12 protein-coding genes and 1 pseudogene are annotated in these 17650 nt (G+C 55.1%); 8 read left to right on the forward strand and 5 right to left on the reverse strand.

Going from position 1 to position 17650, the window contains the following annotated elements; translation table 11 throughout:
* Nucleotides 1-273 precede the first annotated feature (273 nt).
* Nucleotides 274-2193 (reverse strand): UvrD-helicase domain-containing protein, encoded by a 1920-nt coding sequence (locus ACWCIA_RS21615; protein ID WP_454166545.1) that lies wholly within the window; start codon nucleotides 2191-2193, stop codon nucleotides 274-276.
* Nucleotides 2190-4127 (reverse strand): ATP-dependent nuclease, encoded by a 1938-nt coding sequence (locus ACWCIA_RS21620; protein ID WP_454166546.1) that lies wholly within the window; start codon nucleotides 4125-4127, stop codon nucleotides 2190-2192. The genes ACWCIA_RS21615 and ACWCIA_RS21620 overlap by 4 nt, the downstream gene beginning before the upstream one ends.
* A gap of 444 nt (nucleotides 4128-4571) precedes the next feature.
* Here ACWCIA_RS21620 and ACWCIA_RS21625 point away from each other — a divergent pair, with 444 nt between their 5' ends.
* The 6 genes from ACWCIA_RS21625 (at nucleotide 4572) to ACWCIA_RS21650 (ending at nucleotide 12390) form a co-directional block, all read left to right on the forward strand.
* Nucleotides 4572-5255, forward strand: coding sequence for a hypothetical protein (locus ACWCIA_RS21625; RefSeq protein WP_454166547.1), 684 nt, complete (start codon nucleotides 4572-4574; stop codon nucleotides 5253-5255).
* Between the two features lie 2 nt (nucleotides 5256-5257).
* On the forward strand, nucleotides 5258-7222 hold the full coding sequence (locus ACWCIA_RS21630) for a hypothetical protein (protein ID WP_454166548.1): 1965 nt from the start codon (nucleotides 5258-5260) through the stop codon (nucleotides 7220-7222).
* A gap of 22 nt (nucleotides 7223-7244) precedes the next feature.
* On the forward strand, nucleotides 7245-8315 hold the full coding sequence (locus ACWCIA_RS21635) for an ATP-binding protein (RefSeq protein WP_454166549.1): 1071 nt from the start codon (nucleotides 7245-7247) through the stop codon (nucleotides 8313-8315).
* Between the two features lie 569 nt (nucleotides 8316-8884).
* A complete protein-coding gene (locus ACWCIA_RS21640; RefSeq protein WP_454166550.1) occupies nucleotides 8885-9763 on the forward strand; it encodes a hypothetical protein in 879 nt (292 codons plus the stop codon).
* Nucleotides 9764-10044: 281 nt separating this feature from the next.
* Entirely contained in the window at nucleotides 10045-11064 is a 1020-nt protein-coding gene (locus ACWCIA_RS21645; protein ID WP_454166551.1) for a hypothetical protein, read from the forward strand.
* An 87-nt stretch (nucleotides 11065-11151) separates the two neighbouring features.
* Nucleotides 11152-12390 carry a hypothetical protein gene (locus tag ACWCIA_RS21650; RefSeq protein WP_454166552.1) on the forward strand — a complete coding sequence of 413 codons (1239 nt, stop codon included), beginning with the start codon at nucleotides 11152-11154 and terminating at the stop codon, nucleotides 12388-12390.
* Nucleotides 12391-12763: 373 nt separating this feature from the next.
* Here ACWCIA_RS21650 and ACWCIA_RS21655 read toward each other — a convergent pair whose 3' ends face one another.
* On the reverse strand, nucleotides 12764-13588 hold the full coding sequence (locus ACWCIA_RS21655; protein WP_454166553.1) for a hypothetical protein: 825 nt from the start codon (nucleotides 13586-13588) through the stop codon (nucleotides 12764-12766).
* A 593-nt stretch (nucleotides 13589-14181) separates the two neighbouring features.
* On the opposite strand from ACWCIA_RS21655, the gene ACWCIA_RS21660 reads away from it, so the two are divergent.
* A complete protein-coding gene (locus ACWCIA_RS21660) occupies nucleotides 14182-14385 on the forward strand; it encodes a helix-turn-helix domain-containing protein (protein ID WP_454166557.1) in 204 nt (67 codons plus the stop codon).
* 30 nt (nucleotides 14386-14415) lie between these two features.
* Here the strand turns inward: ACWCIA_RS21660 and ACWCIA_RS21665 are convergent, their stop codons facing one another.
* Nucleotides 14416-15612, reverse strand: a complete 1197-nt coding sequence (locus ACWCIA_RS21665; protein WP_454166554.1) for a tyrosine-type recombinase/integrase — start codon at nucleotides 15610-15612, stop codon at nucleotides 14416-14418.
* A gap of 259 nt (nucleotides 15613-15871) precedes the next feature.
* On the reverse strand, nucleotides 15872-16894 hold the full coding sequence (locus ACWCIA_RS21670; protein WP_454166555.1) for a glycosaminoglycan attachment site: 1023 nt from the start codon (nucleotides 16892-16894) through the stop codon (nucleotides 15872-15874).
* A 100-nt stretch (nucleotides 16895-16994) separates the two neighbouring features.
* Here ACWCIA_RS21670 and ACWCIA_RS21675 point away from each other — a divergent pair.
* Nucleotides 16995-17371: pseudogene (locus ACWCIA_RS21675) on the forward strand (tyrosine-type recombinase/integrase); the annotation flags it as partial.
* Between the last annotated feature and the right edge of the window lie 279 nt (nucleotides 17372-17650).

Consider the following 17650-nt stretch of genomic DNA (forward strand, 5'->3'; position numbering starts at 1 on the left):
GAGACCGGCGGGACGGGATGATATCACTCACATGATTCTGTCGCCAACCGCCGGCAGAATTGTGTGATTAAGTTGGAGCGCGACAGAAATTTGTGAGTATGTCGTCCGCTATTTCAGCTCGTTCCGTCCCGTAGCCGGCAAAGATCGGCCGCGCCGACAGCAGGTGCGGCCTGAGTGGTTCTATTGCAAAGAACGGAAGATCGTTCCTTCGGATGTTTAGCCCAATATCAAGGGCGCAGGTTTGGTCCTGGTTGGGTGGGGCTGCACCCGTGACTACGTTACGGGCGCGATGAGCCAGCCAAGACCAATCAAGGCCTGTTTGCATTCGTCTGAAACGCGCTCAGCGTTTACAGCCAAGCAAAGAAAGCTGGTCGGTCGCGACATCCCGACGTACAGATTTCTGTACTGTGCAAGATGGCTCTCCTTAAGTTTTGGGTCTCGTACCGAAAGCCCTGCAATAATCGGCAGGGCTTCTTCGATGTCAAAGCGCCTGCCTGGCCAGCCGTAGGACTCGAGCACCAACGTAGCAAGGTGTGTTTCTCCCTTCATTGATGCGAGAGAATTAACGTGCACATCAAGCTGTCGATCTCCGTGCTTCACTGAGCAGACTTTTTGGGCAGCTTCCGGCTGCGCGAGTGCTGATGCTTCCGCAAGGACGGGCAATTTTGCGAAGTCTGCATATGTCATCCCTTCGGGCAAAATCTCTCGTAGCGAGTCGAACAGCATTGTCAGCACCTGCGTCCGTCCAGCGGTAGTGGCGGTTGTATCGGCCGCGAGGGCGATCTTCCGAATAAATCGCCGGATAGGCATCCCATCGAAACCCGCGTGGCTCAGTTGCCTCAGCAGCTGACTGGAATCCTTGATACTCTCGACGACGTGCGCGCCGGCTGCACGGAGCGACATGAGGATGGCGCGTCGAATATCACCTGAGCGGTCTGCTAAAATCCTGGTCCCTTGGGTAGCAACACCTCTCCCTTCCATGAGCGGCCAGAATTGCTCCATGCGCGGGCCTGAGGTCATCTTCGGATTCGCAAAGCTCGGCCAGTAATCCAGAAGCGTACGCCCGGGCAAAGCCTTCTGCGCATCGCCTTGTTTTCGCGCACAGAGCGCTTTGACGTTGCCAGCCCGAAGCGCAGGATCGCTAAAACGCTTGAGTACCTCGACGCCAAACGCTGCGATTACCTTATGTACGTTTTCGGTTGAGTAGGTCAGTAGCAGGGGAGGGTGGTAGTCGGCCGCCTCTCCCACAACGGGCGTGCCCGCTAGCTGTGCGCTCGCTACTGAACGGGCGATAGCCGGACCAAAGCGTTTACTCGTGCTTATCGGGAGCGCATCTGCGCCAGGAAAAGTAAGGTCCTCGGCACCGACGTCGCTGATTAGGATTCGTTGGTTAATGTCTCCGTATCGCTGCATGATGACGGTGTCGTCAAACATCAACTTGAGCAATCGCTCCTGCTCCCATGATGTGTCTTGCATCTCATCAATATATACGACAGGGAAGCGTCGAGACAGTCGGGCCTTGAGATGCGGAGACTTGGTCAGCAAATGCTCGGCAAAGGCGAACATGTCCTCGTACCGGTACACACCTTGTTCCGTCAGGGTCTGCTTGATGCGGAGGATGAATGGAAGTGTTTTTGAGCCTGCTTTTGGCAGCGTCCCACCTTGACTTTGCACCTCCAGATCAGCACCTCGGTAAACCAGTCCGGCTACCACCGAGGCAACGCTAGCATTCTTTTCCATATACGTTCGCAAACTCCAGTTCGAGTTTGCGATGGCCAGCGCCCGACGGCTGAACACGTCATCGTCTATTAAATCGACTGCATAGCCATTGCTCCGTAAGAACGGCAATGCCAGGAACTGATTCACGAAGGCATGAATGGTTCCCACAAAGTGGGGGTACGCCAGAAGTGCGCTACCATCCACACTTCCGTTAAGCCGTCGTTGGATCTCTTCCCGTGCGACGTTCGTATGACTGAGGACGCAGACACCCTGTTTTGTTTGGTTCCATTTGCGGCCTAGCAATAACAGTTTGGCCGCAAGCACTGTCGTTTTACCGCTGCCTGGAGCAGCGTTAATGTCGCGTGAGCGACTCTCGAGAAGAACTGCTCGCCGCTCCGGGTCATCAAAGCTGAGATCCGGTGCGAGCTCTGCTAGCGCTGTAAGGTCCTGTTCAGTAATTATCGGAACTGTCATGCTCCAGCTACCTTGTCTTCCTTGCCAGTGAGGTGGTTTAATGCCCGCTGTAGATACGGCGGCAACTTTTTGAGCAAAACTTCACCGTGTCCGTAATTGCCTGTGGCTATAAGATGCGCTGCATATTGTGCAGTGACTGCCTTCGACGCGTCACCTTCGGCTAGCGGCTGGTATATAAGTGCTGCCAGTTTCACGGCGTCATGACCAGCAGCGACCATCGCTTCCCACAGATCATGCGCCTCGGCCATTGCGGCCAGTTCATCTGCCTCATCTAAACGTTCACCCTTGGTGTCCGCTTTCCTAGCCATGTAAATGGCCGTATGCATAAGTTCCCCGCAACCGTAGAGGGCCAGGTCATACTCCAGGGTCCAGCGGTCAGAGACGCAGACGATCGTGCTGCCTCCTTGCGCGCGGTCCTCTTTTGACTTCACCAGCGCTTGCACTTCGTCGGCCGAGTAATCGGCTTCGAAGCGCTTTTTCCCGTTTTTTGGCGGAGTGATGTAGTCGGCCACATCCGGCACGACGTCACGATCTGTAATGCAGACGACCGGCACAGGGAAATGGATGGCCGCATCCGCTCGCTGGAGAATCCGGGCGTAGTGATACAGTCCGACCCCACCGACGTCTACCACGGAAATCCCATATTCATTGAACGACAGTCCGCACCCCTCCGCTAACGCGGGTAGCAACAGTGCTTCAGCTGGACCTTCCACAATGGCGACGCCCCGTGCGAAGAACAGGTTCGCTTTCGTTGCATCGATAAACCGTCGCAAAAAATCGTAGTCGCTCTTCTTCAGTTTGGTCTTGCCGTGTGCCAGACTGAATAGTTGTGCCTTGTGCACCAGGGTCATGCACGCGATGTCCGCACCGGCCGCAAGCGATGGGCTGTGTGTCGTCATGATTACTTGAACACGACGTTTGCCCTCTTCGGGCTTTGACGCGCTTCGCTCGATCAGTTCTTGAACCCGCTCTTGAAGTTGCGGGTGAAGATGGGCTTCCGGTTCCTCGATCAGCAGTAGACCTAGCTCATCCCCGTCCCGTAGCAGCACAAGTTCCGTGGCCATGAAGAGCACGTTGTTGTAGCCGAGGCCACGCATGCATCGCTCGTCCGGATGAATGCCAGCGGAAGGCAGAAGGCCCAGCTCAAACTTTTCGAGTATGGGCTGGAGCGACAGGTCGGGAGTAATTTGGATACGCGACGACAGGTGATTCCCAGCAAAGGCAAATTTGCTGAGATAGTTGTCGTTTATATCCGCTTGGACTTCCCTGATTACTTCGTGCTTGCCCAGATGGTGCTGGGTGAACGCCATTAATCCGACAAGGTTGCTCGGAACGTCGGTCGCCTTGTTGACGTCAAAGTCGTTTTTTTCCTGCCCGTCGATACCTTTATGAGCACCAAGGATCTGCGAAAGGCGCGACTGCCGGCCTGGGCGAAGTTCTGCCTCCGCGTCGCGGAGCGGCCGCAAGTAGGTCGCACGGATGAGCTCGCGCACTGATGCTCCAATTTCTGGGCCTGCGCCGTTGCGCCCGGACCGCGTCACGGCATCGACACGCCCGCGCTTGTTGTCCCGTGGAGGGATCCACCGCGCCTGTATATGGATGATGAGGCTAAGCGACCCGTCGGCTTCGTGGGTCAGCCACTCCAAGAGCGCGGCTTCGTGATCAGGATGCAGATCCGCCAGCGTCGCCTCAATAAATAGGGTCTGCGCCCGGGCTGTGCCGCTTACGTGGAAGTCGGTCTCGAAGAGGCGGATGAATTCGTAGCTGGTTGTCCAGAGAACCTGTCGGATTGCATCGACTACTGCAGTTTTTCCCGCGTCATTTTCGCCAACGAGAATATTTAGTCCTGGGGAAAGTTCCCAATCAAGGATTGGGCCGACGGTACCGTCGCCAAAGGCGCGAAAATTCGCTGCACGTATGTGCTTGAGATGCATGGTGACTGACCTGACTACTGTACTGTTGATAAACAGCAAGATACACCAATAGTTACGGTCTGGATACTATGCTCGACCTTTGGCAAGCCGGCCGCGGCGCCTCTATACGCGCATCATGGCTCTACTGGTCAATCGTTTCAGAGCAGCGGCCCGGCTGAACCTGCGGCACTAGGCTCGACGCTAGCATTCGACCAGCTCGACGCAAGTTCGAAAGATAACCTGTCTCTGCTGTAGCGATCGACGCTCCGGCGACAGAAAGTTGTGAGTATCGTGCGCTGGCCATCTCCCTTTTTGATTAGTATTTACAAGGTCACTTAGTTGTTCGTTATCTTCGGTCGGAAAACCGCCACTATGCACTAGGGCCGTCGTCCGGATATCTCTGTCATTGACGGCGGAGGCTCGAACACGGGTTCGTAGCCATCTTCCAAACGTGGAGGAAGATAGGTGAAAAGAACCAAGGCATCTGGCCGGCTAGGTACTCAGCTGCGAGGCAAACTCGCAGCGGCGTATCGGCTGCGCGGCCACCAGCTTTCCTCTCTGTGCTACGTCTACAGTCCGCGTATGGATAAGGACTGGGTACTCCGGAGCGACCTGTGTTTCGACCACTTCGTGCTTACTGAAGCAGATTCGACAGTGATCGAAGTAGATTATTCACCGGAGCTCAAAGTTCCGGTTTCAGGAACCGTTGCGTTTGACGCAATCGTACGATATGCCGACGGCGCTACTCAGTGGCATTATGTTTCCAGCGGACCGATCATACCGACCGGTGAGACGCCATCGCAATTACTTCTGCTTCGTGACGCAGCTGAGCATTCAGGTGCGCAGCTCCAGTGTTTTGACCAGGCAAGTCTTCACCAGCATGAAATGCGACTCTGGAATTGGCGGCGGGCGATAGCTTGGATGAGCGCAGCACGCGGAACTGCTTTGGCGCCATTCATGACCGAACTGGCTGCGTTCATTCATCCGCGTGGCTCGGCAACCCTTGCTGATATCGCAGAGCTTGGTTCCCGGGATCTTTTTCCGCTCTACGCCGCTGCGGCGTTCCGGCTCATTCAGCGAGGCGCTCTAGTAGGCGACTTGGACGAATTCCCAATTTCGATGTTGACCACATTTCGCGCGCGAGGCTAACTATGCCTATCCGTCGCTGGACTTTTCGTACATTGCCACAAGAGCTGCGGGATACGCGCTTGTGGCGGCAAGTCGACAGTACCGCGCTTCCTCCGGAAGAGGGCGATCGATTCGCACGCATCGCGCGGGCGGTTGAGGCCTATATCGCCACTGGTCAGCTCACTGCCATCGGTAAAGAAGAAGACCTCGGACCGGAAGAAATCATCCGGGCGCTGAATCGTTGTGTTGCTTGCTCTGCGGATGGCAGCATTATGGGATGGGCAGGGATTTTGAAAGGCGGAAGGATCGAGCCCTATCGGCGTGATGCCGATCTCCCGACGGGCCGGTCGGGCCGTGCCAGGGGCTTCGTCGGCGCATTTTCCTCGTTTCTTACGGAGCACCCCGATATTAAAGAAAAGCTTGACGCGTTAATTCTAAAAAGAAACAAGCGAGGCGTCATCCATGAATCCCGGATCTCAGCCAAGTCACTTCACGCGACTTTGAAAAGGATGTGCGAGGAGGCTGGCCTGACCCGGGAACACTATCCACTGAATTCGAAGTCGGAAGGGCGCCGTTCCGTCGAGCGTTACATGCAGGATCTGATCCAGACCCGTGTTGCGGCCGGGACAGATGCACGTTATGGGGCTGAGGCCGCCGCACGACTTCGCGTTGGCACTGGGAATCCGCGCAGGATTCAATCTGTTGCTCCATTCGATCTAGTGGGACTTGACGCCCATAAGCTCGACTGTATTGGAACGGTACGTATCAATGGCCCTGCAGGCCCGCAGTGGGTTCCAATGGAACGACTATGGATTGTTCCCGTGCTCGAACACGAGTGCCGAGCCATACTGGGGTATAGCGTCGGTATCCGCACGGAATGCTCAGCTGGCACGATAGAGGCTGCCCTGAAGTCGGCACTGACCACTTGGCGGCCGCGGCAGTTGATAATCCCTGGGATGACGTATCTTCCAAATGCAGGAATGCCGTCCGGCGTATTTCCAGAATTGGCTGAGCGTGGCTGGGTTACGCTTACCATCGACAACGCGGCTGCCCACTATGCGAAAGCTATCGCGGAGCGAGCTCGCAGGCGAATTGGTTGCTTCATAACCTATGGTGCGATCGGTAGATGGGATCATCGCGCGGTGTTGGAAAGGCTTATGCAAACGCTAGAAAAATATGGATTCCAGCGCTTGCCATCGACAACAGGCACCGGGCCTGACGATACACGGCGGGAGAATCCAGCGCGCAAAGCAGTCGAGGCGAGGATTGAATGGGAGGTCCTGCTCGACATTATTGACGTGATCGCTGCGAACTACAATGTTACACCAACGGAGGCGCTCGGCAACCGGTCACCCATCTCGGCTCTCCGCGATCATCTTTATGGATCGCCTCCCACTTTTCTGCCGAGGCCGTTGCCTCCGCCGACTGCTTGTCAGCCCGAACTCGGTATCGTTGTCGAACGGAAGACGGTTCGGGGGAGCCAGGAAAAAGGAAAGCGGCCTTATATCTGCATTGATCGTGTCAATTACACGAGTCCTCTCCTGTCCAGCTCAATGGCACTAATCAATCGTGAGTTGCTGGTCCATATGGACGAGAGCGATATGCGAACCGTGCGTGCCTATTTCTCCTCGGGCGAAGAACTCGGGAGCCTGAGAGCAAGCGGTGGGTGGTCGCGCACCAAGCACACGCGGGAAATGCGCAAACTGGTTAATTCGCTCCGTGACTCCGGCGAACTAACAATTCATGCCGGGCAGGACCCAATTGAGGCCGCGCTTTCGTACCTCGCCAGCGCTGCATATGCAGGGGCGGGAAAGAACCCTCACAAAATCTCGAAATCTGCGACGCAGGTCGCTCACATCGCCCACGTATCCGGTCTGTCAGTTCCTGACGCAACGTCGCCCCTCACGACTCTAGGGGCTTCAATACCGTCGTCCACAACCCCCTCACGGCTGGTCAAGAGACCTGTCTGGAAGACGGTTATAAAGTAACTTGGTGCAAAAGGAAAACCCAATGCAGACTCGTTCCGACGACGTGCGTATCGCAAGGCCCACTGCTGCTGATGTCAATCTTCTCGGCTCCCATCCTGTGGTTGGGGACAGGGCTTATTTGCCAACGCCGCCGATAAGACGCGCGTATCTAGAAATCTCGGAAGCAGTGGCAGAACGCGATTCTGGTATTTCTTTTGTCGCGTTCTCGCGTTTCGGGAAGACGTTCGCAATCTCGGTATTGGCCGATCAACTGGCCGCAGGTTTTCCTGCTGTTCCTGTGCTCTGCGTAAATGCAAAGGGCCACGCTCGGTATACAGAGGCAACATTTTACTCTGAACTACTTGAAGGCTGCACGCGTACGCCCGCCTCGGGCGGCAACAGCAAGGCGGGTTTGCTGCGCAGCAAGCTGATCCGATTTTTGTGGACACTTGCCGAATCGAGGGGTAGCGATCGAATTGTCCTGTTTGTTGACGAGGCCCAAAACTGGAACGAGTCGGAGCTTACCGCTCTGCGCGATATTTCCAACGACCTTGCGCTGTTCGCACGTGTGCTACTGCTCGTCCACAGCTTCGGTGCCCCCAGTATGGTGAACCTTCGATCCGCACTGCTTCAAGCGGGCCGGACTGACCTCGTCGGGCGATTTATGGTGCGCCAATATGAGTTTCAGGGAATCGGATCGGTTTCCGATCTGATTGAAATACTAAAATGCTATGACGATGCGACGATTTCAGAATATCCCGCAAGTAGCGGCGTTAGCTACAGTGCATTCTTCATGCCGCTAGCGTTTAGGGACAATTGGCGGCTAGAAAAGGATGCTGGGTTGATCTGGGAATGCTTTCAGAAAGCTGCCCGAGCGCATGGGGGGTTCAAGCAAATAGGAATGAAATGGGTTGCCTCGTCAATTCGCCGCTTCCTGATGGCCCAGTCTGAATTCGATAGGGCCGGCTTTCGGAGTGAGGAGAAAATGTGGGAACGAGCGATTGGGCGCTCCGGCTTTGTGCAAACTTTGGGGGTGACCTATTCTTCGGAGGCGAGCATTGCCGCTGCGGCTCCCGCTAAGAACGAAGAAGAATCCGAGAAGGATTCTTTATGAGGTCGCAGATGCATGACGTCACATGCACGCCAATCGCATGGGTCACGGAGTGGGCCGGGGCGCATGAAGGCGGAATGACATTAGCGATGAAGTATGTTTGGGCAAATGCCCTTGACCGTACGAGTGCTCCAAATTCCATATGTGGCAAGAGTTTGGTCTCAGCCTATTCACAGCGCATTCATGGCAGGAGTTTCCTGGTGCCAGCATGGGCTCGAACCGCACTACTCGACGGGAAGCCTTCGATCGGAGCGTTAATCGCACAGCGGAACATCGAGCGTTATGCCGGCCGCTGGGGTCAATGGTTGGCCTCAGATATGCATTTCCGCTACTGCCCAGAATGTATTGTGCAGGGATACCAATCCATTCTCTTTCAGATTGACGCGCTGATTTTCTGCCCTTTACACCGAATTCCTCTATTATCTGCGTGCCCAAAATGCATGTCCCCAACTTCGCGGTATGCATTGACCGCTGACGCGATAGATAACCCGTTTTGCTGCCCCGGGTGCGGTGCGCCGTATAGCGGGAGCTTTAATCCTAGCGATTGGAAGTGCACTGACTTTCATAAAAAGGTGGCAGAAGCCCAGCTGCCGCTCGTCCGCTTCTTGCTCCAACTGAAGCGTGGCCAGATAGAGTGGTTCCGATGGGACGAATGGTTCGGGCCTTGGCTTGGCGAAGCCGAACAGCGCGAGAAACGGATTGCCAGCTTTAACGTGCTGACGCGAATCATTGCCAACGACATAGAAGGAAAGATATTGGCAATTCCTGAACGCCCGCTGTCGGTATCAAGAGGTCAGGGATTGGCATCAAGCATACCGAGTCGCGTAGTTCCCCGCTCTGATGCTGAGCCTCATCGCTCGATTTATAAGTCGATCCGCCGCCATTTGTTCAAACGGCTTGAGGCTCGCGTAGGAACACGGATTCTGTTCAGCCCAAGCCCAGAGGTAGTAAATTTGAGGAGCGAAATTCTCTGGTTGTCCTTGAATAAATGCCCGTTTGTGCAAACCGTCTGGTTATGGCGCCTGCGCTTCGAAGAACTTACATCAGTCATCGCCTTTCAGGACCCGCAACATCAACGTCTGACGCTGCGCGAAGAGGCCCGAAACTGGCCTTGGCAGGGCGCTGCGGACGAAGCAGCGTTTGCGTACTACGTGTTGACCAGTTTCCATACTGCGGCGGAAATTGTCGCCGAATGGTGGACGAAAGCCTCAGCGCTCGCCGCGTCGTCCGCCGAAGATCGCGGCAATGCTAGATCTATGGAGTTGCATATGGAATTCGCAAATTTGTTAAGCCCGTCCCGCCTGCCGGTACCACCGCGAATAACTGCGCTCTTCGATAGGAACACCTCACCAGAAGGCGGCCAAGCTATGTATGTTGTGGGCCCAAAAAATGGTCTTGAAAGGCTCTTGGTGTCCAGTTCAGCCAGCGCTGGACCGGCTGAAATGGTTTGAGCAATTTATCAGTGACCCCTTACGTTGCAAACCTACTCGGAGAGTAGACGATCATGCTCCAAGATCTGTTAGCCCCTCTCGACGGTTGCACTATTGTTCCACTTGAGCGCCTGAGGCTTCCTCCGCACTTGGACGGGTCGAGGGAACCACGGGGTAGTGCCCTTTTCCCTCACCGACTTGAGGTTGGCAATGATCTGGAAGCGATTCAGCGGTGGCTTCACGAAGTTGCCAAGTCCGATTCATCCTTTAGGAGCTATCGTCTGGAAGCGGAGCGCTGCCTATTGTGGGCAACCGTTGTGTGCAGAAAACCGCTGTCTGCCCTTAACGACGATGATATCGCTGCTTATTCGCGATTCATGCGTCATCCGCAGCCGCGCGATCAATGGATTTCGAATGGCTCTCCGCGACGGGATGACACTTCTTGGCGACCATTTCGTGCGCCATTATCACTGCGAAGCAGTGAGCGCGCCCTTGGGATACTTGCAACCCTTTTCGACTGGCTGCACACCACCGGTTACCTTCGTGAAAACCCCTGGAATGGTCCTGCGGCCTATTTGTTAAGACCAAACGAAAAGAATGCCACGCCAGCATTAATGCCTGAGCGGCTGACAAACGTTGTGTCTGCAGTTGAATGGTCCTGTATCAGAAAGGCCTTGGATGCCATGGCAACAGGAGAGGACGAGCATGCGGCATCAAAGAGCAGAGCAGTGCTGTATCTTGCCTATTACGCCGATCTAAAGCCGGGTGAGATTTCCTCCTTACGACTTTCCGCGATATCGGTGCTCGAGTCGGGAGTGGTTCCAATCTGGAAACTGGACATATTGGAGCGCCCCCAAGAGCTGCGCGAAATTGTATTGGTGCCGCCTGTTCAGCGGGCACTCAAGCACTATTTCCAATTCCGCGGGATCGCACTAGGGAGTTGCGTCGCGCAACCCGACCTTCCAGTGATCGCATCCAGTCGTGAGATCCAGGATTGGCCGGAGCCCGAAGGGCCTCTGTCGGGGCTGGGGACGCGCTCAGTTACAGGGGCGGTATTGGAGCAGGCTGCGGCGTTGGCGCGCGAGGAAGGCAATTTTATTGCAGCGCGCCGTTTGTCGCTCGCCACCTTGCAGTGGCTCAGGCACGCGTTTGAAGTTCACACGGCTCAGTATGGGATTTCCCGTGAATGGTGCTGGCCGCTCATTGGGGCGTCCTGGCTGGCTTCATCTGCTTTCAAGTCATACCTGCCGCCGCGGCTTCCATTGTCGGTTGACATTATTTTGCAGGCTTTTGACGATCTTCAAGAAATGTCGTTGCCTTGATCTGGACGAAGCAGCGCTACTTTCGTATCGGAGTAAGACGGATCCCTAGATTTTTCCTTTAACGCTTATGCGCCACAGTCGACGGACATGACCAAAGATTTGCATACAACGGTCGCCATTGCACCGTTCGAGCGCCTGGTCCTTCCTGCTCATCTGGATGGATCACTCGTTCCGCACCAGTACGGCTATGAGGGCACTGCGGGGATTAAGGCCCGCAATGACATGGATGCGATTGGGATGTGGCTGGCCGACGTCGCCAGGACTCCTGCCACACGCAAGGCATACTTATTGACTGCCGAGCGTTGCCTGCTGTGGGCCACAGTCGAGCTTGGCAAGCCAATGAGCGCACTGAGTCAAGCGGATGCCCATACATATGGGGAGTTCCTGCTTCACCTTCAGCCTTGCGAACGCTGGTTGTGCCCTGGGCGATACCGTCGTGCCGACCCTGCGTGGCGTCCTTTCCAGGCGCGCATGTCGCTTCGAAGCCGGGACGGCGCGATAGGAATTCTTTCGACCCTGTGGACGTGGCTCCAGAACCGTGGATATGTTTATGACAATCCTTGGGCGCGAACGCTGTGCGTGCGTAGTGCGGTAGAAAAGAACAGAATCGCCCCGGCATTGGGCACCAACGAACATCCGGACATAGCCACTGCGGTAGAGTGGTCTTACGTACGAATTGCGTTGGAGGAAATGGAAGAAAGCCAGGAAAACCTGATAGCGGCCAGAGTCCGCGCCATTTTTTACCTGACCTACTTTGCCGACATCAAACCAGGCGAGATCAGTGCGTTGCGCATCGCATCGATACGAGAAATTGCAACGGATCCCTTCCCAATTTGGACCTTATCGCTGGAAGGTCGCTCCAGCGCTACACGCGAGATCGTGCTTGTCCCCCCAGCCCAGCGGGCCCTGCAGCGATATCTCACGAACTGCAGAATTACACTCCCGACTGACCCCGGGCACACCAACCAGCCTCTGATTTCATCAACTCGCATTTGGCACGACAAAATTTGTAATCTGACGCGGCACGCTCTGCATCTGCTCGCGCGACCATTGTTCGACCGCGCGGCAGCGATCGCGATGATCAATGGCGATACGCTCGCAGCGCGCCGCCTTTGCCACAGTTCCCTTCAGTGGCTCACGCATGCGTTTGAAGTGCATCTTGCACAACAGAGAAAAAACGGGAATTGGGCTTGGTTAATGCTTGGGTCTAATTTCTTATGTCCGCCCTCTATGTTGCCTTACTTACCTAGACCGCCCCTGGAAATCCATACGATCTTGCGGGCATTTTCCGATCTGGAAGACATGTGGGAAGCGAACAGCGCCTGAGCATGAATAATCAGTCGGACTGCACGGCTGTTGATGAGGATCTCCTCCCGTCAACCGTTTATATGACTGCGATGAGACTTCGTAGCATGTACCTCTGCACACACCACTAAGCCATTGAGGCGCTGTTGTTGACACCTGCTCAGTAATTGCTTCGTCATCAAGGCTGAGTACACTGGTTGCTTGGCGACTGTCTGTTTATAGCGACGTGCGCGTTGACGATCGCTGGAGAGAACGAGGCGTCTAAATCTAGTGGGGGCATAGACAGTATTTCAGCGTGGGATTTATGCGCTTTTGGCTCATGCTCGCCGGACCTTATGACGATATCCGCCGCGTATCTTCACCGCCGTATATGCGCGGCAGCCCCAGTTTTGGGCTACTTGGTATCCCCGGCTAATCCCTTGATGTGTTCCATCACATCCCGTCCGCTCAACGCCTGGAAAGCGATGTCTCCAGATTTCAGGACACCATCTAGTAGGATGCTTGTTACCCACGATTCTGTCGTCAGCGCCGGCCGGCGCCAGGGCCGAATTGACTCACCGTTTGCGAGACGGTAGTCCGCATAGCGGCGTAGGCTGCCGGGAATCATATTGTAAATGTGCTGGGGCGTAAACTTTCCTTCCTGCGCGAGGGCTGCAAGATTCTTGATAGCGTAGTAAATAATGTTCCACATCTGGCCTATCGAGCAGCGATCGAGATAATCTCTGATTGCGGCAGCGACCTTGGAAGAATAGATCCCAGGGTGGATAAAGCGGTAGCGTTCACACTGACTGAGGAGATACCTCTTACATTCGTCCTCCGCTACAAGATACCAAAGTTCTGCTGCTGCCAATGGCTCAGGGCGCTCAATGATCCGGAACAGAACTGAGATAATCTCTTCGACTGATCTGCCGGAAACGTCGTTAGTTACCGTCCAATGAACTGTTCCGACGTTAAATGTTATAGCACCAGTTCTTTCGTCTAGGTTAAAAACTTCAAAGTCGGACGTCAGAGCTGGAAGGATGAGCTTGTCAATGTAAAGTCGGGTATAAATGTATTCAGAGAGCGCGGGAGTAGGCGTTAGCCTACCGGTTTGGATATCTAAAGCAGGGACAACCGGATTATCTCGGCTCACGCCTGCAGCAACCAGTGCCGCATATAGCAAGTACGATTGGACGTAGGTAAGTTGAGTATAGTCGACAGGATTGATCTGCGCGTGCAACTGCTGGACTGCCTCGGCAATCCTTTGACGCGGCTGGTTGATTTTAAAATATTCAGTCCTGTGTTCCTCTGCAGTGGTCGCCGCTGAGCATGCGACGCATAGTGGCGCGCGCAGACGTTTCCCAAACCTCAGCAATGAGCCCGTCGAAGGGGAATATTGACTACGGTTGGCTACCGCAAGTGGAGTTTTGCATCTCTGGCAACGCAGGTGAGGAAGGACGGCTCGGCATGCTGAGCGCAAAATACTCATCAACTCGGGCTTGTTGAGTCCAGATTCCGACAACAAAGTGTCAAATGGCTCGGTCCACTTGCCGGAAGAACTTACAGCCCAGTACCTTAGGCAGAGTGTGTTGACGTATTCATTGTCCGTCTGAAAGCAAACGAACGGGAAGCGGTATCTCGTCATTTTAGCGGTGGTCGAGCAAAATTCTGGTTCGGGCGGACGCTGCATTACCTGGGCCGAGTTCGACGCTCTGTACGAACTCATGCAAGAAATGATGACTATAGTCCGAAGACGTAATCATACCTCAGAGCCATGATTTCTCCCAATTAAAGGGGAGACAGTCTTTGGATCCAGGTCTAGCGTTCGGAAAAGTGTTGCGTGCAGTTCGAAAAGAGGCAGGGCTGACACAGGAGCAACTGGCACATGCTGCAGATCTTGATCGTACTTTTGTTAGCTTAATGGAGCGCGGAGGGCGACAGCCGACCGTGCGCGTACTCTTTAGGCTGGCGACGGCTCTAGGCGTTTCCCCTTCTCATTTGATCCAGTTAACTGAGGAATGTACCACCGGTGCCTGAGCGAAAGCAGTTGCCAACCCTCGGTATGAGTCACCACCTGATTCGGTGTTTGTCCTCTGTGTCGGCATGCCGTGCATCGTCGGAGGAATGCAGATAGGCGTTGGTCGTACTGATCGATTCATGTCCGAGGTTGTCGCGAACGTGACGAAGGTCGACGTCGTTGTTCGCCATATGCGAACCTGCCGTATGTCGTAACCAGTGCGCTGATGCTTGGGTCATGCGTGCGGCCATGGGCGCATATTCCAGACCACGCTGGCTTAGCCGATCTGCCGTTTTGGCAAAAATTACCTTAAAAATCTCGTGAACACCACCGCGTGTCATCGGGCGTGGTTTACCGCCTATCGGCAATAGAAGCGGGGTGGGTTCGCCAGAGACCGGGTAAGGTGGGTGCCCCATTTCACGTCTATAGCGCGCCAACTCCACCATCAGCTCGTCCGTGGCCGGCACAATGCGTAACTTGTCGCCTTTGCCAAGCACTTCAAGCCACCATCGCTCCTCGCCATCGCGGTCGCGGCGCCGAAAAAAACCTCCCATGCTGTTGCCGGTAATCTCCGAGATTCGCAGACCGCAGACGTAACAGAGCGAGACCAGCCAGCGCAAACGCAAATAATGCTGGCGTTCCCGCGACGTTTCCCGTGGCATGCTATCGACCGTCATCTTCACTTCGCGCCACATATCATCGTCCAAGTAGCGGGTAACCCTCGGTGTAGCCCGCCGCCGGCGCTCGCGTGACAAAGCGAGTGGATTGCCCGCTAGGTAGCCCGCGGTGACCAGCCACGAAAACAGGGTATTGAGAATAACCGCTGCCTGACGCTGGCTCGATGCCGACAGCGGTCCGGCGAACGGGCGCCATCCTGGATGAGTCCGGGGAAACTTTCGACCCTCGGCGGTAACCCAGCGGCTGACAGGCTTCGGATCTCGCAAGAACATCTGGTACAGGAGCCAATCCTCATGGGTCAGCGAGGATAGTGGCTTGCCAAGTTGTAGCGTTGACCAAAGTAACAGGCGCTCGGCCTCCTTCCGGTAACTGTCGAAGGTCGTCTGTTTATCCACAAAACGCGCCAGCCAAGCCTTGATCGCATCTACGTCGTTCTCGGCTCGAATCTGGCGCACTCCGCCCTGCGCCCGGTTGCTTCCCATCGAACCGTCCAGCCGGGCAGAGATTGAGAACACTTCCAAGGGCGCGACAGTGTTGGGCAGGGCAGCAACGGTGTTCGAATTAGGCATGGGATGCAGTGGGGTAACAGGCAGTGTGCCGGCTATAAAACGAGCATGAAACTATCATGGAAAGCCTCCAGTCTTTCGGCAACGAATAGATTGTAATCTCTCTAACGGTGGAGCTTCGTAGGTTTCGTTTTACGTTTAGCGCATGAAAAATCGCGCGGGCATACTGGACAATTAGATACATGTCATAGCCCGCTGCCTCGCGTTTCGGACTGGCTAATGGATGACCTTGGCAGTGCATGAAGGGCCCGAGCTTGGGGGGTCAGCCGTCGCGCGTGTTGACTGTCCTAAGCATGCGCAACAACAGAAAATCGTCCGGGGCAAAAATGTGAAGGCCATCGTCTTTCATGACAAACTGGGCCAGCCGTTCATGACCTAATGTGGCCACATCCAATGGTCGAGCGGCGAACGGGTTATGGAAAACGTGGAGTCCATCGAGAAGGTGCTCGCGGTATTCGCTCTTCATGGCAGTCCGCATCACCGGAATGAGTCCTTCTTGGGCAGGATGAAACGACTGGTAGATCGTGCGGGCATCCGGATTGTCCGCGAGCGCTCGAATTTTTCCCCAAGTGGCTAGGCAGCTGTAAATCACGGCGCTGATTTCGCTGTTGGAATCGTCGAGGAAGAAGCCCAAAGGAACATCGGCGCCGTTGCTCTTGATAGCAGCGTCGACGGGAATCTGCGGGATTTTGGTGGCATCCGGCCCCAGCGCGATCGCTGCTTGCTCGTCATAGTGAATCCCATACAGAGCGGCCATGATCGGACGGTTTACAGCGAAGTGAGCGAACGGTCGGTCGAACGCGGCGATCGCAATCACAAATGGCCGATCATGGACGTGGGGCAGTTTCGAGTAGCTCGCCCGATATTTTTTTACTTTGGAAGAGATGCTGTTAGCAATACGGATGGCCGCTTGGGCGTTGAACGCTCCGAAATCCTCTGGAATGTCTCGCGCGTCATACCCAATCGCAGGCGCGCCGCCTTGGGCTGGAGCGGCAATGGTCGCCTCGACGCAGAATTTGGTCGGCCCGTCCACAACGAAATCCGGTGCATGATGCGAGAAATCCAAGATCGCGCCGAGCTCTTTAAGGTATGCGTTCAGGTAGAGTTCCCACATGGAAGACTCGAAGGTCGTCTGAAACTCGTTGACGAACTTCCCATCCCTATCCTTGAAGCCGTCCGCCCATTCTTCAAGAACGCGTCGCTCTGGAAGATATTGCGAGCCGCGCATCATATGAAACAGCTTGTGGAGCCGCTCCTCCGGGATCTCGGTGTCGAACAAATTCATGGGTACTTTCGTCGTGTGCAGGTGCCCGAATAGTAGGCTGGCTGCATCCAACATGCTACCCGATGGTGAAGGTTTCAAGTCGCTACCCAAGGAGAGTGGCATGCAACAAAAGACGCAACGGCCTGTCCAGTTCGAAATTACCTAGCAGACTCGTCAGTCAGTGCTCAGTTGGATCAATCATCGAAAGCTAACGACTAGCCAGCATTTGTTTCCCAGTCGAGTGATCGATGGAGGTCATCTGCCGACTCGTCAGTACGCACGCATCTTGTCAAGTTGGGTCAAATCTATCGGTCTGGACGCGACGGCATACGGCACGCACACCATGCGTCGTACGAAGGCTACCTTAATCTATCGGCGAACAAAAACCTCCGCGCTGTTCAGTTGCTTCTCGGGCATACTAAGCTGGAGAACACGGTTCGCTACCTTGGCATTGAAGTCGACGACGCCTTTGAGATTGCTGAGCAAACCGAGGTTTGATATATGAGGCCCACGTAGATGGGCTGTAGGGCTGCTAACGGCTAGGTGGAGACGTTGCGTCGTGTAGAACCATGAAGGCTGGAATGCCGAGCAAATAGCTGCAAGCGGGCACCTCAGCGCGTAGAGCGCTTTGCGTAACGACCAAATTCGGGAATTGAATCGCCACGACTATCGTAGACACTCCTGAGCCATAATAGCGGACACAAGGAGAAGATATGAGCGGTAAGCGGTATCCAGAGGAATTCAAGATTGCAGCGGTCAAGCAGGTCGCGCAAGGCG

Source organism: Massilia sp. SYSU DXS3249 (genome assembly GCF_053668055.1).

Coding starts and splice junctions, on each gene's coding strand:
- ACWCIA_RS21615 (WP_454166545.1), bottom strand. CDS start 2,193: ATGACAGTTCCGATAATTACTGAACAGGACCTTACAGCGCTAGCAGAG.
- ACWCIA_RS21620 (WP_454166546.1), bottom strand. CDS start 4,127: ATGCATCTCAAGCACATACGTGCAGCGAATTTTCGCGCCTTTGGCGAC.
- ACWCIA_RS21630 (WP_454166548.1), top strand. CDS start 5,258: ATGCCTATCCGTCGCTGGACTTTTCGTACATTGCCACAAGAGCTGCGG.
- ACWCIA_RS21635 (WP_454166549.1), top strand. CDS start 7,245: ATGCAGACTCGTTCCGACGACGTGCGTATCGCAAGGCCCACTGCTGCT.
- ACWCIA_RS21650 (WP_454166552.1), top strand. CDS start 11,152: ATGACCAAAGATTTGCATACAACGGTCGCCATTGCACCGTTCGAGCGC.
- ACWCIA_RS21665 (WP_454166554.1), bottom strand. CDS start 15,612: ATGCCTAATTCGAACACCGTTGCTGCCCTGCCCAACACTGTCGCGCCC.
- ACWCIA_RS21670 (WP_454166555.1), bottom strand. CDS start 16,894: ATGAATTTGTTCGACACCGAGATCCCGGAGGAGCGGCTCCACAAGCTG.